The organism is Rhodococcus sp. KBW08 (assembly GCF_003852455.1).
GTDB lineage: Bacteria > Actinomycetota > Actinomycetes > Mycobacteriales > Mycobacteriaceae > Rhodococcus_F > Rhodococcus_F baikonurensis.
Genome location: NZ_QAJJ01000002.1, coordinates 56,597 through 72,921 on the forward strand (window position 1 = coordinate 56,597; position 16,325 = coordinate 72,921).

Below are 16,325 nucleotides of genomic sequence, written 5' to 3' on the forward strand. Positions count from 1 at the left end.
ATCCCTTTCGAATGAGGCGCGAACTACGTCGACAAAAAGTGTCCGATGTTCCGGGTCGTACACCAATAAGCCTCGCCCCAAAGGCAACTACGGGCGAACACCGGTGGTGCGATGGCAGATTTCACGCACGCGAATCCGCGTACACTGTGTGGGGTCAATCCACTCAGCACGTACAAATTCGGCGCGATTCTCATGGCGGCAAAACGAGGAAACCTACCGATCGAACTGAGCAGTTTCGTCGGTCGTCGGTCCGAAGCCAAAGAAGTCCGACGCCTGCTGTCGGACTACCGCCTCGTGACCCTTACGGGCCTGGGTGGGGTCGGCAAAACCCGCTTGGCGCTCCGTGCCGCCGATGATTCCTCCCGTGCGTTCCCCGGGGGCGTCTGGTTCGTCGACTTCAGTGAACTGCGGGAGCCGGCACTTCTCGATCAGACGATTCTTGCCGCACTCGGAGTACAAGACCGATCTGCGCGGTCACCGCGATCGGTACTGATCGGCCGTCTCGTCGACGAACGTGTCCTGATTGTTCTGGACAATTGCGAACACCTCATCGGCTGGGTGGCCGACACCGTCGTCGAACTACTCCGGTGCTGTGCCCGATTGGCACTTCTGGCGACCAGCCGAGAACCGCTCGACATTCCCGGCGAGATGGTATTACGGGTGCCGCCAATGCGAATTCCCACCGAGGCGCCGTCGCCAACCGACACCCGTGATGGTGATGCGATGATGCTGTTCGAGCAGCGGGCACGTTCCTCCGTGACGGACTTCCGCATCACCAGCGAGAACAGTGCGGCTGTGGAGAAGATCGTCCGCCGGTTGGAGGGACTACCGCTGCCGATCGAGCTGGCGGCCGCCCGACTGAGGGCGATGTCGGTCGATCAGATCCTGCAAAAACTCGACGACCGCTTCCAACTGCTGACGCGGGGCAGCCGGAACGCTCCAGCGCGTCAACAAACGCTTGCACAGAGTATCGACTGGAGCTTCGATCTGTGTACGCCGCCGGAGAAGTCGTTGTGGGCGAACTCGAGCGTATTTGCGGGTAGCTTCGATCTCGGGTCCGTCGAAGGAATTCTCGCCGACGAAGCACAGAACGACGACTTGGGCGATCTCGTGATGTCCCTTGTCGACAAGTCGATCCTCATCCGTGAACAAAACGGCTCGTACGTTCGCTACCGCCTACTCGAGACTCTTCGCGACTACGGGCGCGAACTGGTGTCAGTCGACGAGTGGGCCTCACTGCAGCGCAGGCACAGTGAGTGGTTCAGGCAACTCGTCTTCCGCTCCGGAGTCGACTGGCCGGGGCCGCACCAAATCGACTGGATGACGCGGATCGACCGCGACCTACCCAACGTGCGCACCGCGTTGGAATTCGGTTTGACCGAACCCGACTCGGTCGAAGCCACATTGCGTACCGCAAGTGCTCTGCATGATTACTGGCTTGCACGTGGTCGATTCAACGAAGGTCGCTATTGGTTGGGTCGCGCCCTGGCCGAGGTGCCCGCACTGACCGAGGGCCCTCTCGGTGACGCGGTAGTCGAGGCCGCCGCGACAGGCGCACTGCTGGCAGCCCTCCAACGAGACATCGCTTCGGCGACAAGCATTGCCGAAGAGGCTCGGCGACAGGCCGAGATGCAGCGGAACGACGACGGACGCATACTGGCGCGGTACACGCTCGGATTCGTCGCGGTCGCCGACGGCGATCTCGTGCGCGGTGCCGAGTACCTGGAGCAGGCTGTTGCAGCATTCCGGGCAAACGACAACATCGCCCGTCTGGTACCCGCGCTCTACTGGTTCGCCTTCGTCGTCGACGCCCTCGGTGAAGCCGACCGGGCTGCAAGCATTTACGAGGAGGAGTTGGCCCTCACCGAATCGCGCGGCGAAATCTTGTGGCGGTCGATGGCGATGTCGGACTACGGATCCGCCCTGTGGCGTTCTGGCAACCACGCTCGCGGCATCGAGCTACTCGAAGATTCTCTCCGATTGCTGCGAGAGCTGGGTAACCAGTTCGGATGTGCATGGTGCCTCGAGGAAATCGCGTGGACGCTTGTCGACCGGGACGCGAAGCTGGCAGCCACACTGCTGGGAGCTGCCGACACGCTGTTCACCGCCACGGGCAGCCCGATGGACACCTTCAGGAGCATGGTCCAGTACCACGAAAACAGCGTAACCAAAGCTCGTAACCGGCTCGGAGACCGGGTTTTTCAAACAGCATTCGATCATGGACGAGCTCTGACTCTCGACGACGCAGCGGCCCGCGCGCTGAGAGAGCAACCGCTCGGTGGATCACCGAAATCGGCGGCCGACGAAGTGCTGACTCCACGGGAGCAGCAGGTGGCCGAACTCGTCGCACAGGGCCTGACCAACCGAGCAATCGCGGACAAGCTGGTCATTTCCCAGCGCACTGTCGACGGCCACGTCGATCACATACTGAACAAACTGGGGTACAGCTCGCGCACCGGGATTGCGGCCTGGGTGCTCCAGCGCACAAACGACCCCGACAACCCTTCGACCTCTTGACGGACGATGTCTTCGATCGCCCGCCGCGCAGTGGATGCTCCCGCCGACGTTTGTCGAAAGAGGCCGACCGAGGAAAGCTGTTCTCAGCCTTCGCGATCAGTGAGCGTCCAGTGTCCCGCACCGCGCAGTTCGAGTTGTCGATTGTGAAAAACGTCGAGTGTGCTGCGATGGCCCACGCTGACGATGATGCTGTCGGGCAGTTCATGGCGAAGTATGTCGTAGAGCGTGTACTCGAGACCTTCGTCGATTCCGGATGTCGCCTCGTCGAGAAATGCGGTTCGCGGGCGGATCAGGAGGACTCGGGCGAACGCCAGCCGTTGTTGCTCCCCCGGCGACAGAATTCGAGTCCAATCCGCAGCCTCGCCGAGTCGGCCGACCAAATGCGCAAGATGCACGTGGGCCAACGCGTCGCGAAACCTGTCGTCGTCGAAGTTCGCACGCCCTGTGTTCGGCTGCCCCGAGGGCAACTGATCCGGATATGCCAGACCTGCGCGCAGCGAACCCAACGGCAAGTACGGACGTTGCGAGAGAAAGAGCACGGATCCGACAGGAGTGGTCACGGAACCGTCTGTGTACGGCCACAACTGCGCGATGCTGCGGAGCAGCGTGGTTTTGCCGCTTCCCGACGGGCCCTTCACCAGCAGAGCATCACCGGGCACCAGTGACATGTCGAGTTCGGAGATCAATGCCTCACCAACAGGCGTGCGCACATCGAGTCCCCGAACAATCAAGTGTTTACCCGAGGAAAAAGCGTCGAGCACCGGGAGTGCGCGGGCACGTCGATCCGCATCTGCGAGCCCTGTCAAACGGATCAGCGTGGCCCGGAAACTGGCAAAATCAGCATAGGACTCTCGAAAGAAGGACAGTGAATTGTGCACCTGGCCGAACGCTTGAGCAGTTTGCATCTCGTCGCCGAAAGTTATTTGCCCGCTGAACAATCGAGATCCCTGGACGAGGAACGGAAACACCACCGCGGTCTGATTCACTGCCAGATTGAAGCCACTGAACTTGAGCGTCCGGAAAACGATCGCCCACATATTGCGGATCACCGCAGCAAAACGTAGTCCGAGGGTGCGTCGTTCGACGCTCTCTCCGCGATAGAAGGCGATGCTCTCGCCGTACTCCCGCAGTCGAACCAGTGCGTACCGGAAGGTGGCGCCGAGTTTCTCGTTCAAGAAGTTCAGCATGATCAAAGGCCGCCCGATCCAGAAAGCCAGTGCCGTCGTCACCAACACGTAGATGTAGACAAGGAAGATCATCGCTCGCGGAATCTCGGCACCGAAAACAGTCAACGGCCCGGACAGATCCCACAGGATCTTGGTGAAGCTGACGATCGACACCATTGCCGTGACGGCGCCCATGGACAACGTGCGGGACGACGTCACGAATGTGGTGATGTCTGCCTGAATACGTTGGTCCGGATTGTCGACCGGGTTCTCCAGGAAGTTTCCGCGATAGTAGGCGCGGCCGTCGAGCCAATCGTCGGTCAGTGTGTCATTGAGCCAGCTGCGCCAGTTGATATCGAGGGTTTGACCTACCAGGTAGACGACAAGTGAGCTCGCGACGTGGACTGCGGCCAATATCGCGAACACTCGCAGGTAGTGCCAGAAGGCGGTTTCGTCGAGGTTCTGGATAGCGTCGTAGAAATCCTTGTACCAGTACGAGAACAACACAGTCACGCGGACACCGAATATCGTGAGCAGCAACAGTGACGCGAGAATCGACATTGGAAGGACGGTGCGCCGGGGATCGAAGTAGGGCCAAGCCATTCGCCGAAATTGGTTGCCCCAGCGAGTGTACCGAGCAAGGAGCAGCGCGGTGATCACGAGAACCACTACCGTAATCGCGTATGCCTCTGCCAACCACAGTGCGCTGTCCGGTACCGCGCTACCCCAATTCACCGGAGCCTCCGTCCTGGAGGGGAACTGACGATCACATATCGGTCGACAACATCTGGTTCGCGATCCGCAGTGCGGAGTCCTCCGCGGCATCCAAGGCCAGTGCCTGCTCTGCAGTGATGCTGTCGCACAGCCAATCCCAGTGCATCGTCACCACGGCGCCCGGAACGGGCGCCGGCGCGAGTGAGCGGCCGCCGACGCTCCATCTCACTCGCTGCGACACCGGCGTTCCGCGTGCGAGTTGCTGACCGTCGAACTCGAGCGGGGACGAAACCACCGACGCGTGCTCCTGGCTCACGTCCTCGACCACTCCGCATCTGATCCGACAGTTCTGGAGAACGGACAGTGGGACCGCACCGCGCTTGCGAAGAAGCTTGACCCACGGATACACCAGAAAAACGTGGAAACTGTGGTGTGCGAGCGCGCGGTCCCGATCCTCGAGAGCGGTGAGAAACCCGGTGTTCTCGCGTTCACCGAATGCCGTCCTCAAGTGCTGCAACAACGTCGCCGAATCGAGCGAGTCGAGGAGATCACTCCCTACCCAATAGGCTTCGATCACCCGCGGATCGAGAGGATCCTCGATGCCCGCACCTACGGCCAATGCCTCGAGGTACGGCCACGCACCGTCGAATTGACGAGCGCGATCACGGTCGCCGCTGCCCGAGCCACCAAGGGCCTGGCGGAGCAGCGCTGAAGGATCGTCGGGTCCGCAGTAACCCAACTCGTTCGGCGGATATGCGTAACGAGCAAAGAACGCCGGCCCGCTGATACCGACGGCAGTCATCAGCAGATCCGCGGAAGTTGTTCACCTGCAGGCAAATCCACTACCCGATTGCCCCCCAATGCCGTGCGCGCCACCACCATTCCGCGATGTTCGGCCACGCACTCCCCGATCACGGCGGCTCCCACACTCAGTGAATTGCCGCGCATCGCTTCCAGAATTCGGTCGGCATCGTCTCGCGGAACGAAGGCGATCAACTTGCCCTCGTTGGCAACGTACAACGGATCCAAACCGAGTAGCCCACAGGCGTCGCGCACGTCAGCAGGAATCGGCAGATCTCGTTCCACCAGTGCAACCCCGATGTTCGACGCCTGAGCGATCTCGTTCAGGGTCGCCGCGACTCCTCCCCGCGTAGGGTCGCGCAGGACGTGGATGTCGACGCCGGTGGCAATCATGTCGGCAACCACGCCGTTCAGGGCCGCACAATCACTGCGCACTTCGGTCCCGAATTCGAGACCTTCGCGACAACTCATCACGGCCACTCCGTGAACGCCGATGTCGCCGCTGACGATCACGACGTCACCCACTTGTGCGCGAGTGGGGTTGATGTTCACCCCATCGGCGACAATCCCGATTCCCGCGGTGTTGATGAAGACTCCGTCGCCGTGACCGGCATCGACGACCTTCGTGTCACCCGTCACCAGCCGAACGCCGGCAACGTGCGCGGCCTCACCGAGCGCTTTCGCGATTCCCGCGATGTCGGTCAGCGCGGTCCCTTCTTCGAGAATGAAGGCTGTCGACATCACCAGAGGTTGTGCTCCCGCCATCGCCAGGTCGTTCACCGTTCCGTTGACAGCAAGATCGCCGATCGTTCCGCCGGGAAACACCATGGGTTTCACGACGTACGAGTCCGTCGAGAAGGCGAGCCGCACCCCGCCGACGTCGAATACGGCCGAGTCGCCGAGTTCTGCATCGGCGGCGCTTCCGAACGAGGGCAGGAACAGATGCTCGATCAGCTCGGCGGACATCGCTCCCCCACCACCGTGCCCCATGACGATGTTCGGCGAATCACGCAGCGGCAGTGGACAGACCCATGCCGAGAGGTCCACGACAGCGGTCTCCTCAGCCGGCATGACCCGCCTCCTGAAGTTCCAGGCGCCGGTACAGGTAGTACGCAGCGCACGCCCCCTCGGACGAGACCATCGTGGCACCGAGCGGATTCCGCGGAGTGCATTCCTTCCCGAAGGCGCTGCACTCGTGTGGCTTGATCAAGCCTTGCAACACTTCTCCGGAACGGCACACGCTCGACTCGTCGGTATGGATATCGGTCACCGAAAAGCGCTCTTCGGCATCGAAATACGCATACTTCGGCGCCAGCTGCCAACCGCTGTCCGGAATCGATCCGATGCCGCGCCATGTCCGATCCGACACCGCGAACACGTCCTCGAGCATCGCCTTCGCTGCGGTGTTGCCCTCGGCCGTGACAGCACGGGCGTAGGCATTTTCGACCTCGTATCGACCCGATTCCAATTGCAGCACAGTCTTTCTGATTCCTTCCAGCAAATCCAGCGGCTCGAATCCGGTGACGACGATCGGGACCTTGTACTTCTCGGCGAGCGCCGGGTATTCCGACGTACCCATCACACTGCACACATGCCCGGCCGCCAGAAATGCCTGCACGCGGCACTCTGGCGAGTCCATGATCGCGGCCATCGCCGGTGGGACGAGAACGTGCGAGACGAGTAGCGAGAAGTTCTCGATGCGCAGGCGATTGGCCTGATAGACGGTCATGGCGTTGGCCGGCGCGGTGGTCTCGAATCCGATCCCGAAGAACACCACTTGCCGGTCCGGGTTCCCCTTGGCAATGGTCAGCGCATCCAACGGTGAGTACACGACGCGTACGTCGCCGCCGGCACTCTTGATCCGGAACAGATCCGAAGAACTCCCCGGGACTCGCAACATGTCCCCGAAGGAGCAGAAAATGACATCGGGCCTTGCCGCGATTTCGAGAGCTTTGTCGATGATCTCGAGCGGGGTGACACAGACCGGGCATCCTGGTCCGTGAATCATCTCGATCTGTTGCGGAAGTAGTTGATCGATGCCGTGTCTGATGATCGAATGTGTCTGACCACCACACACTTCCATGATCGCCCATCGCCGTGTGGCCAGCGCGCGGATCTGATCCAGCAGTTTGCCGGCAAGTTCCGGATCGGAGAACTCGTCCAGATACTTCATGATTCCGTCTCCTTCGGTTCGATCCCCGCGGCCCGGGCAGCCCTTTCGAACCCGTCGCCGAATTCCTCGTCGAGTACGCCGAGGTGCTCGAATTCCGCCAGCGTGCTGCGCGCGGATTCCTCGTCGAGTCGCTGGATGGCGAATCCGACGTGTACCACGACGTACTCGCCGACTCGGGCGCCCGGAATGTACTCGAGGCACACCTCTTTTCGGACGCCACCGAAGTTCACCACCGACATCGTCGTTCCGTCGCGTTCCTCCAAGGACTCGATACGTCCTGGTACGGCTAGGCACATGACACAACTCCTGACCTCATGACGAACTCCCGACCAGCACTTGGCCGTAGGCGAGACCGCCGTCGTTCGGTGGTAACTCCAGTCCTGTCAACGGCGTGAATCCCGCTTCTCCGAGCAGGGCACACACCCGGACGAGCAGGAGAGGGTTCTGGAAGACACCTCCGGTGAGTACTACCTCGTCCACTCCCGCCATTTTCCGACCACGAATTGCCCACTCGAGCACCAGGTGCGCTACTGATTCGTGAAAACGGGCGCCGATCACGTCGGCGGGCACCTTCGCCCGGAGATCGCCGACGACAGCCCGAATGACCGACCGCGGATCGGCTGTCCACGAATCCTCGTCCGACTGCATCCAGTCGAAGGTGTACCGGGAACCGGCGCTGTCGACTCCCCTCGAAATCCCCTCCAGCTCGATTGCGGCCTGCGCTTCGTAGTCGACACACTGTCGAACCCCGGCCAGCGATGAGACTGCGTCGAACAACCGCCCCATGCTGGAGGTGTCCACACACCCGAAACCGGTTTCCAACTGGTGAAGTAGAACCGACCGCTCTCGGGGCGGACAGGCCGCAACCGGCGCGAGGTCGACGTCCCAATCCAACCCGGCGTGCCACAGGTGAGCGAGCGCCATTCGGTACGGTCGTTCCACTCCGGCATCACCACCGGGCAGCGGTACGTATTCCAGATGCGCAAGCCTGCGACAGCCCTTGTACGTCGCCAGCAGCAATTCCCCTCCCCACACTGCGCCGTCCGCCCCGTAGCCGGTGCCGTCGAACGCCATTCCGAGTACGGGTTCGCTCCCGTCCCGGCCGTTCTCCCCCATCACGGAAGCCACATGTGCATGGTGATGCCCGACGACGCGCACCGGTCGGTCGCCGCTACGCCTTCGAGCCCACGAGGACGAGCGATACCGCGGATGTTCGTCACAGGCGATCTGCTGAGGCACTACTCCCGTGATCGATTCGAAGTGACGCTCCGAGGCAGCAAAACTGTCGATGACTGCGAGGTCGCCCATGTCTCCGATGTGCTGGCTCGGCCACACACAGGCACCCTCGGCGAGACAGAAGGTGTTCTTCAGGTCGGCCCCGACCGCCAAGGTGGGCGGTAAGTCGAACGGCGCGGCGACGGGCAGCGGTGCGTATCCGCGCGAGCGACGAAGCAACTGCCGTCCACTGTCCACTATTCGCATCACCGAGTCGTCACACGGCATCAAGATCGGACGGTTGTGGGTCAAGACCCCGTCGGCCAGACAATCCAGTCGTGCGAGATCGCTGTCGGAGAACAGAATAGGCTCTCCACCGATGTTCGCCGACGTCATCACCAACACCGCCGGGCCTGCAGCGTCCCCGGGCAAGCCGAGAAGAAGATGCTGAATCGGATTGTAGGCCAGCATGATTCCGATGTCCGGGATTCCTGGGGCAACCGAGGGCGAAAGAGCGAATCCAGACGCTTTTGCCACCAGCACTATCGGGCGCTCGCGTGAGGACATGGCACCGGCCTCGGCATCGCAGACAAGACCCTGCGCTCTGGCTTCGCGCATGTCGCGCACCATCACCGCCAACGGCTTGCTTGCTCGATGCTTGCGCTCACGTAACTGGTGAACCGCGTGATCGTCGCGGGCATCACAAGCCAGATGAAATCCGCCAATTCCCTTGACAGCAAGAATCTTTCCGCCTCGTAGCAGCGATCGGGCGGCCAGGAGTGCAGCCTCGCCGGTCACCGCAGGCATGTCCCCTTTCACGAACGAGAGCGTCGGGCCGCACTCCGGACAGGCAATCGGTTGCGCGTGAAATCGGCGGTCGGAGGGATCCGCGTACTCCGCCGCACAGTGTGCGCATAACGGGAATCGCTTCATCGTCGTGGCGGCCCGGTCGTAGGGCAGCGACTCGATGATCGTGAATCGTGGACCACAATTGGTGCAGGTGATGAAGGGATGACGAAATCGCCGATCGCTCGGATCAGTCAGTTCGCGGAGGCAGTCGTCGCAGATTCCGACGTCAGCCGGCGCCAAGGTTCGCCCGACCGACCCCGCATCCGTCTCGATTATGCAGAACCCCTGACGACCTACCGGCGGCAAGTCCTCACGCTCGATCGACTCCACTCGTGCCAGCGGTGGGGGGCTGTGTCGCATTCGAACGACAAATGCATCGATCGCCTTGTTGTCGCCTTCGATGTCGATCACGACACCGAGAGCAGAATTTCCCACCGAACCCGACAGTCCCAGTTCGGTGGCAGTCGCATGAACGAACGGCCGGAATCCCACCCCCTGGACTACGCCACGAACGATGACACGGCAGGCGATCATCATGTCCCGACCTCGCCCGTACGAGTATCGGAGTCGTCGATCTCACTGGCTTGACCTCGGCCCATCAGTTCGAGGCCGGTCCGGGCACGGTGCGCTCCCTGTTCGTCGACCTTTTCCACTGCGAAGCCCATGTGGATCACCACCCAGTCCCCTGCGGTGACGGCGCCTTCGTCGAGCATCCCGATGTTGACTTTGCGCGGAGCACCTTCCACGTCGACGAGGGCGAGTTGACCGCCGTACCCGTCCAGTAGTTCGCGGACTCGTCCCGGGATTCCCAGACACATGACTCACACCTCCGGTCCCAATGTGGTGACATCGCAATCCACGTCGATCGACCTCACGAGTGCCATCACCGCGGATGCGGCTTGCCCGACCGAACCGCTCATCTCCGCACTCAATCCGATCCCGTCACCAATCGATTTCGCGTGCGCCCCCACCACGAACGTCCGCGGAAGTGTTCCGCCGAGGGCCTGCAAGCTGGCGAACACCGAACTCGGATGCATCGAGTGGGCGTCGAAACCACCGTGCGGGCCTTCACTTTCGGGGTCCACCTCGATGATCGAGAGCTTCCCCGGGACCCCGGTGGCCGGTAGGGCGTCGATCAACACCAGTGCGTCCCACGGCTCCAACAAGTCGTACGCCAGATGCACGCCGCGAATCCCGTAGTCGACCAGGCGGGTTCCCGACGGGAGATCCTCGTGCTGCAGCGCCCGAACGACTTCGGGACCGAATCCGTCGTCTTCGAGAAATATGTTTCCGACGCCTGCAATCAGCACGCGCACAGCGCTTTACATCTTTCGCATTCTCAGATACCGCTGGATGTCCGGCATCGACACCACCAGGACGATCGCGGCTGCGATCGCGGTGGCGCCGAGAAGTGCCGTCGACAGCAATCCCATGCTCCTCATGGCGAGTTCTCCTCTCGATAGCTGTGAAGTCCGATAGCTGTGAAGTCCGACAGCGTGAAGTACGTCAACTCGCGCCGTCTCGCGGCACCGGCTCTATCTCGTCCGGCGCGAAGTACAGGTAGCGGCCGTACCAGTTGTGCAGATCGGCGGCCGGATCGTCCAAGAGTGTCACCCCAACATGAATGTCGCCGTCCACGTCTTCATGAATGGTGGCGACGTGGGCGATCCGGCCGTCGAAGAACAGGTCCTGAGCATCAGCGCGACGCGAGGGGTGAAGCCGAACTGTACTTCCACCACAAACGCGGACGCCGTTGATCAAAACTGCGTCGGTGCGCGGTTGAACACTGGTGTCGGCTTCCGGGGTCCACCAGTCCACGCCGTCAGGCACCTCGGGTACGAGATCAGAACCGGCATGCGGATCTCGCAGCACACCGTGCAAGCCGGCCAGATCGTCGTCCGTCAAGCGCTCACACCGGTCGATGATGTCGGCAGCTTTGGAATCGGTAGCCCGCGCCACCGCTTTTTCCTCGTCGGTCATGGCAAGGATTCTCAGGGTGAGTATTTCGTCGATCTCGGTCGAGTCGAACAGAGATCCTTCGCTCTGCGGCGCAATCTCGGGGAAGTCGTACAGGATGATCGGTGACACCAGAACGGTGGCCGAAGTGCCAGGGTGAGTGGAGTCCGCTATGCCCGCAAGCACGGGATAACAGCGATTTTGCCGCAGCGGCTCCGAATGATCGGGTTCTTCGAACAACGACAGGAATCTCGAGCCTGTGGAGTTCAGAATGACGTGAGTGCCGAGCATCGACTGCGCCGTGGCGGTGCCCTTGTCCCTCGCGTCGATGCTCGTGGTGTTCATGACCTTCACGGACATCACCGTGCGTCCACCTCCGGATGAGGCGCTCACTGCCACGCGACCATTCACCGGAAGCCGTGTCCGGACGATCCGTCCGACCACTCTGCCCCGAGAGTCCGAGAGAGTCTCGCCGTCGACAACTCCCGCCGCACAGAAGGTTTCTTCGGCGCCGGCTTCGAGTTCGTCCAGACCCCACGGGCCCAATGCCGACTCGGATTCGGTCGCTTCGTCCCACGAGATCGACTCGCGCCCGTCGACTACCAACCGATCGACCGGAATCCACGCGCCGCCGGCGCCGAGTCGTTCAACCGTCCGCGACTGGTGGTGCAGAAACCTCACAGTCGCAGTCACTTCGACGCCGCTCCGCTCGAATTCGCCGAGCAGACATTGCGCGGACATCGACGGTTCCTCCCCGACTCCGACCTCGGCGGCGCCGGGCGGTCCGAGAACGCCGAACTGCCAACGGGATTGATTCTTCGCCGAACCGGCCCGGTAAGGATAGAGAAGGTAGCCCTCGTAGAGGACAGCGTCGGCCACGGCCCGAACGTCGTGATCGATCTCCGCTCGAGTCATCGCTGCACCTGGCTCGCCGTCAACAACTGCCGCACGGCTGAATCGAGGTCCGTGAGGCCGTGGGCAGCCTTGAATCGCACGAGATCGGCAATCGTCTCATGGTCGAGGCGTACCCAGCCGGAGGCCGGATAATGCGTGGCCATCAGCAGTTTCCACACGTCGACCGGCAATTCGTAGGCAGCAGATCTGTCCCACGGGATCTGCTGCACCGAGAAACCACGCGGTCCGTCAGTGAATACCGTGCCGCTCAGCAAAAGCACGATCGGAATGATTCCGTCACGGAGGCCATGCATGTACTTCGACGCCGTCACCGAGAAGTCGTACGTACACGCCATGGGTAAGGCCGCGACCGTTGCTCCCGTGAATCCTTGAACGACCGTGGAACACTCCATCCACAAGAAGGTGCGCAGCGTGCTCGACCAACGCTCCCGCGGACCGAAGAGATCGTGCAGGGCTTCGCCTTCCGCATCGGAGTACGGCCGGCGGTGCGGTTCGATTCGAACTTGTGCGCGCAGGGCCACCGCACGAACGGTCACGCCGGTCGTCTCCGACATCCTCAATCTCACCGTCAGATTCGGCGTGACCGCGTACGGTTCCACCTCCACGTTGTCGACCGAGAAGTCGAGAGAAGTCATGCCGACCTGCTTCGTGCCTCGACGCGAGCAAAGAATTCGTCCACTGCGCGCGCGGCATCCTGGCCACCGTCGAATCCGCGCCACACGGTGCGCAGCCGTCCCACCAGTTCGTAACAGGCGTCGACGGGAACAACGAAACATCGCGGCGATTGTCCTGACGTGGGCACGGAGACGATCAACGCCTCGACGTCGGCCCGCATCTGCGAGATCCCCGGATTCTCGTCGAGCACTGTCTCGAAGGAGTCGATCGGCAGCTCGGATTCGGTAGCTCCGGCTGGTCCCGGATAGAAGACTATGTACTTGTCGAGGAGCGAGTTTCGAAAGAAGAATGCGAGGCCGACGGGGATTTCCAAAGACTCCCAGCGGCCCGGCGCCAGCTCGAAGTCCGGAAATTCGAGATACCGATCGGGAACCGCTTTGTATCGAAGGTCCGCGTCGACCGGCGAAAAGAGCAGATAGCAGGGACGGCACACGCACATCAGGCTCCGAACCTGTACGTCCACGACGTGTTGGTGTTCGTCCCCTATGCCCGCCGCGCACATCTCACACAGCGGCCCGGTCGGCATGACGCGCGCCGAGGCGATTCGTGTGAGTACTTCTCCCACAGTAGTTTTCATGACAGGGTGACTTTCATGACCGGTCTTCGTTCACGGCTAGGTCACCGGCAACACGGAATCGTCGGCGAGCGCGACCGAGAGAACTCCGTCGCGGATCAACACCGGCAGCGGCGCCAGGTGCTCCGAACCACCACCAACCCTCGCTCCCGCTCCGTACACGCTGAAGTGGGCAGAGCACGTCGGACAGGTAAGAACGGCGGCGTCTCGGGCAGGAACGCCCATCATGCGTTCGAGCACAGACCCCGCCATCGAGTGGTCGCAGACGGGACAACGGTCGCGATACGCGTACAGATCGTCACCGGAGCGGCAGACCAACAGTTCGGTACCCGATACCAGGAAGCCCGCGACCTCACCCGCGTCGACTTCGGCGAATTCGGGGACCTCCACCCAGTGCGCACCTCCCCCGTCGGCGTGTACGTGCGAGAACAGGGACTCGACCGAGATCACACCCGACTTCAGCTCGTGCGGGTCCGGTGTTTCGACGTCGATTCCGGTGGTCTCGGGTGCCGCAGCCTGCACCGCGTCCTGGACCGCGGTTTCGAGAGTCACCGACGACGAAGGACAACTGTTGCAGCTTCCGAGCAGACGTAGCCGCACGACTCCGTTCGCCACCTCGATCAGTTCGACGTCGCCGCCGTGCGAACCGAGGTACGGACGCACGCTGTCGAGCGCAGCGCGTACGCGGGTCTCGACGTCGTGCGGGTGAAGTCCGTGCACGAGTAGCAGGCTCGACACGAGATCGTCGCGAACCATCGCATCCATCGTGGCCGGATCCGCCAGCGCGACGGTGCGTTCGAGCGCTGCGCCGTACAACTGCACGACCTCACGCACCAGTTGCTCGGCGCGATCGCGAGCCACCGGTCCCGCACCGGCACTGGCCTGCAACAACGTCTCGATGCGCTCACCTGCTCCGCGCCAGTAGTCGGCCGTTTGCTCCATCGATCACTCCCCGGTCACGGACTGCGTCGGCGAGTGCAGCTTCTCCAGGGTCTTGCCACCGCCGAGATACATGTGAACCCCACACGGCAGGCAGGGATCGAAACTACGCACCGTCCGCATGATGTCGATGCCCTTGAAGTGGTCTCGATCGTTCTCCTCGAAGATCGGCTGACCCTGCACAGCGTCCTCGTACGGACCGGGAGTTCCGTAACTGTCGCGCGGGCTCGCGTTCCACGGAGTCGGCGGGTACGGGTGATAGTTCGCGATCTTCCCGTCACGTATCACCATGTGATGAGAGAGAACTCCGCGGACGGCTTCGGTGAATCCGCAACCGATACCCTCGTCCGGAACCTCGAACGACTCCCACGTCTTGGTCCGGCCGGCCCGGATCTCGACAAGCGCCTTCTCGGCGAAATGAAGGGCAGCCGCGGCCGCGTACGCCTGGAAATAGGTTCGCGCACGGTTTCTTTCGAGAGTATTGCTGCCGTGTTCCGGTATCTTCCACTCGAGCGAGACCGGACCTTTCAACGCTGTCTTCGGAAGATTGATCTTCACGCTGTGTCCAGTCGACTCGAGGTACCCGATGTCGACCAGGCCGGCAAGAGCGGTGCTCCACAGACGAGCCAATGCTCCCCCGCCGGTGTCCAGAGCGAGGTTGTCTTTTCCGTCGAACCATCGCGGTGACATCACCCAGCTGTACTTGTCCTCGAGGTTCCGCTTCTGCGGATGTGGGTTGGTGTGTTGATTCCACGGATGCCGGCGATCGACCGGATTACCCAGCGGATCGGTTTCGACGAACATCTCCTGATCACTCCAGTCCTCGTAATACGAGGAGCCCAGCATGATTCGGATACCGAGATTGATGTCCACCAGGTCCGTGGTGACCAACTTCCCGTCGACGACGACGCCCGGAGTGACAAACATCTTCCGGCCCCAGTCGGTCATGTCCTTGTACGAGAAATTGCAGTACTCGGGGTCTTGGAACGATCCCCAACAACCCAGCAGGGTCCGTCGCAGACCGACCTTTTCGTAACCAGGCAGCGCCTCGTAGAAGAAGTCGAACAGGTCGTCGTGCATCGGCACGACCTTCTTCATGAATTCGACGTACCGCATCAGCCGCGACAGGTAGTCCGTCATCAGTTCGATCGTCGCGACCGTGCCCACGCCACCGGGATAGAGCGTCGACGGGTGGACGTGCCTGCCCTCCATCAGGCAGAACATTTCACGGGTCGAACGCGAGACTTGCAACGCCTCCCGATAGAACTCGCCCGTGAACGGATTGAGAGTCCGCATGATGTCGGCGATCGTGCGATAACCATGCTGGTCCTCGTGCGGACAGCGCGTGTTCTCCGCCTGCGCCAGCACCCCTGGATTCGTCTCGGAGACCATCTTCTCGCAGTAGTCGACCGCGACCAGATTCTCTTGAAAAATGTTGTGGTCGAACATGTACTCGGCCGCCTCGCCGAGATTGACGATCCACTCTCCCAGATGCGGCGGCTTGACACCGTACGCCATGTTCTGTGCGTAGCACGAGCATGTGGCGTGGTTGTCACCGCAGATGCCGCAGATACGACTGGTGATGAAATGCGCGTCGCGCGGGTCCTTCCCCTTCATGAACAGGGAATACCCACGAAAGATCGACGACGTGCTGTGGCACTCCACCACTTCGCGATTGGCGAAGTCGATCTTTGTGTAGATACCCAGACTGCCGACGATTCGGGTGATGGGGTCCCACGCCATCTCGACAAGACCGTCGCGGTCCGCAGTCGAGGTGGGTTCGGGAACGATGGCCGTCATTGCAGTGCCTCCCAGAGACGTTGCTCACGAA

General features: G+C 61.8%; 15 protein-coding genes. 1 reads left to right on the forward strand and 14 read right to left on the reverse strand.

Annotated features, from left to right (window positions below; translation table 11 throughout):
- Nucleotides 1-111 precede the first annotated feature (111 nt).
- Complete coding sequence (locus tag DBV08_RS00580; RefSeq protein WP_124566231.1) at nucleotides 112-2,517, forward strand: LuxR C-terminal-related transcriptional regulator; 2,406 nt, start codon at nucleotides 112-114, stop codon at nucleotides 2,515-2,517.
- Between the two features lie 83 nt (nucleotides 2,518-2,600).
- Here DBV08_RS00580 and DBV08_RS00585 read toward each other — a convergent pair whose 3' ends face one another.
- The 14 genes from DBV08_RS00585 to DBV08_RS00645 all read right to left on the reverse strand — a co-directional run bounded on the left by DBV08_RS00585 (nucleotide 2,601) and on the right by DBV08_RS00645 (nucleotide 16,294).
- A complete protein-coding gene (locus DBV08_RS00585) occupies nucleotides 2,601-4,418 on the reverse strand; it encodes an ABC transporter ATP-binding protein/permease (RefSeq protein WP_124566232.1) in 1,818 nt (605 codons plus the stop codon).
- A 31-nt stretch (nucleotides 4,419-4,449) separates the two neighbouring features.
- Complete coding sequence (locus tag DBV08_RS00590) at nucleotides 4,450-5,199, reverse strand: DUF6390 family protein (RefSeq protein ID WP_124566233.1); 750 nt, start codon at nucleotides 5,197-5,199, stop codon at nucleotides 4,450-4,452.
- Nucleotides 5,199-6,269 carry a hydrogenase expression/formation protein HypE gene (gene hypE / locus DBV08_RS00595; RefSeq protein WP_095970635.1) on the reverse strand — a complete coding sequence of 357 codons (1,071 nt, stop codon included), beginning with the start codon at nucleotides 6,267-6,269 and terminating at the stop codon, nucleotides 5,199-5,201. The genes DBV08_RS00590 and hypE overlap by 1 nt, the downstream gene beginning before the upstream one ends.
- On the reverse strand, nucleotides 6,259-7,371 hold the full coding sequence (hypD, locus tag DBV08_RS00600) for a hydrogenase formation protein HypD (RefSeq protein WP_124566234.1): 1,113 nt from the start codon (nucleotides 7,369-7,371) through the stop codon (nucleotides 6,259-6,261). Before hypD ends, hypE begins: the two co-directional genes overlap by 11 nt.
- The gene (locus tag DBV08_RS00605; RefSeq protein WP_095970637.1) at nucleotides 7,368-7,667 is read right to left on the reverse strand and encodes a HypC/HybG/HupF family hydrogenase formation chaperone; all 300 of its coding nucleotides are present in this window, start codon (nucleotides 7,665-7,667) and stop codon (nucleotides 7,368-7,370) included. Before DBV08_RS00605 ends, hypD begins: the two co-directional genes overlap by 4 nt.
- Nucleotides 7,668-7,683: 16 nt before the next feature.
- Nucleotides 7,684-9,972 carry a carbamoyltransferase HypF gene (gene hypF, locus DBV08_RS00610; RefSeq protein ID WP_124566235.1) on the reverse strand — a complete coding sequence of 763 codons (2,289 nt, stop codon included), beginning with the start codon at nucleotides 9,970-9,972 and terminating at the stop codon, nucleotides 7,684-7,686.
- Nucleotides 9,969-10,253, reverse strand: coding sequence for a HypC/HybG/HupF family hydrogenase formation chaperone (locus tag DBV08_RS00615; protein WP_095970639.1), 285 nt, complete (start codon nucleotides 10,251-10,253; stop codon nucleotides 9,969-9,971). The genes hypF and DBV08_RS00615 overlap by 4 nt, the downstream gene beginning before the upstream one ends.
- Before the next feature lie 3 nt (nucleotides 10,254-10,256).
- Nucleotides 10,257-10,751, reverse strand: a complete 495-nt coding sequence (locus tag DBV08_RS00620; protein WP_095970640.1) for a hydrogenase maturation protease — start codon at nucleotides 10,749-10,751, stop codon at nucleotides 10,257-10,259.
- A 6-nt stretch (nucleotides 10,752-10,757) separates the two neighbouring features.
- Nucleotides 10,758-10,877, reverse strand: a complete 120-nt coding sequence (locus tag DBV08_RS33205; RefSeq protein WP_003942178.1) for a DUF6893 family small protein — start codon at nucleotides 10,875-10,877, stop codon at nucleotides 10,758-10,760.
- A 64-nt stretch (nucleotides 10,878-10,941) separates the two neighbouring features.
- Nucleotides 10,942-12,306, reverse strand: coding sequence for a hypothetical protein (locus DBV08_RS00625; protein WP_124566236.1), 1,365 nt, complete (start codon nucleotides 12,304-12,306; stop codon nucleotides 10,942-10,944).
- Nucleotides 12,303-12,941 (reverse strand): DUF6084 family protein, encoded by a 639-nt coding sequence (locus DBV08_RS00630; protein ID WP_124566237.1) that lies wholly within the window; start codon nucleotides 12,939-12,941, stop codon nucleotides 12,303-12,305. The genes DBV08_RS00625 and DBV08_RS00630 overlap by 4 nt, the downstream gene beginning before the upstream one ends.
- On the reverse strand, nucleotides 12,938-13,558 hold the full coding sequence (locus tag DBV08_RS00635) for a DUF5947 family protein (protein ID WP_185564384.1): 621 nt from the start codon (nucleotides 13,556-13,558) through the stop codon (nucleotides 12,938-12,940). The genes DBV08_RS00630 and DBV08_RS00635 overlap by 4 nt, the downstream gene beginning before the upstream one ends.
- 36 nt (nucleotides 13,559-13,594) lie before the next feature.
- On the reverse strand, nucleotides 13,595-14,497 hold the full coding sequence (locus DBV08_RS00640) for a NifU family protein (protein WP_095970644.1): 903 nt from the start codon (nucleotides 14,495-14,497) through the stop codon (nucleotides 13,595-13,597).
- 3 nt (nucleotides 14,498-14,500) lie between these two features.
- Nucleotides 14,501-16,294: a nickel-dependent hydrogenase large subunit gene (locus DBV08_RS00645; RefSeq protein WP_124566238.1), complete on the reverse strand. Its 1,794-nt coding sequence runs from the start codon at nucleotides 16,292-16,294 to the stop codon at nucleotides 14,501-14,503.
- Between the last annotated feature and the right edge of the window lie 31 nt (nucleotides 16,295-16,325).

Bases quoted from the DNA above. Each gene is read 5' to 3' on its own strand.
- DBV08_RS00580 (WP_124566231.1), top strand. From the start codon at position 112: ATGGCAGATTTCACGCACGCGAATCCGCGTACACTGTGTGGGGTCAAT.
- DBV08_RS00590 (WP_124566233.1), bottom strand. From the start codon at position 5,199: ATGACTGCCGTCGGTATCAGCGGGCCGGCGTTCTTTGCTCGTTACGCA.
- hypE (WP_095970635.1), bottom strand. From the start codon at position 6,269: ATGCCGGCTGAGGAGACCGCTGTCGTGGACCTCTCGGCATGGGTCTGT.
- hypD (WP_124566234.1), bottom strand. From the start codon at position 7,371: ATGAAGTATCTGGACGAGTTCTCCGATCCGGAACTTGCCGGCAAACTG.
- DBV08_RS00605 (WP_095970637.1), bottom strand. From the start codon at position 7,667: ATGTGCCTAGCCGTACCAGGACGTATCGAGTCCTTGGAGGAACGCGAC.
- hypF (WP_124566235.1), bottom strand. From the start codon at position 9,972: ATGATGATCGCCTGCCGTGTCATCGTTCGTGGCGTAGTCCAGGGGGTG.
- DBV08_RS00615 (WP_095970639.1), bottom strand. From the start codon at position 10,253: ATGTGTCTGGGAATCCCGGGACGAGTCCGCGAACTACTGGACGGGTAC.
- DBV08_RS33205 (WP_003942178.1), bottom strand. From the start codon at position 10,877: ATGAGGAGCATGGGATTGCTGTCGACGGCACTTCTCGGCGCCACCGCG.
- DBV08_RS00625 (WP_124566236.1), bottom strand. From the start codon at position 12,306: ATGACTCGAGCGGAGATCGATCACGACGTTCGGGCCGTGGCCGACGCT.
- DBV08_RS00630 (WP_124566237.1), bottom strand. From the start codon at position 12,941: ATGACTTCTCTCGACTTCTCGGTCGACAACGTGGAGGTGGAACCGTAC.
- DBV08_RS00635 (WP_185564384.1), bottom strand. From the start codon at position 13,558: ATGAAAACTACTGTGGGAGAAGTACTCACACGAATCGCCTCGGCGCGC.
- DBV08_RS00640 (WP_095970644.1), bottom strand. From the start codon at position 14,497: ATGGAGCAAACGGCCGACTACTGGCGCGGAGCAGGTGAGCGCATCGAG.
- DBV08_RS00645 (WP_124566238.1), bottom strand. From the start codon at position 16,294: ATGACGGCCATCGTTCCCGAACCCACCTCGACTGCGGACCGCGACGGT.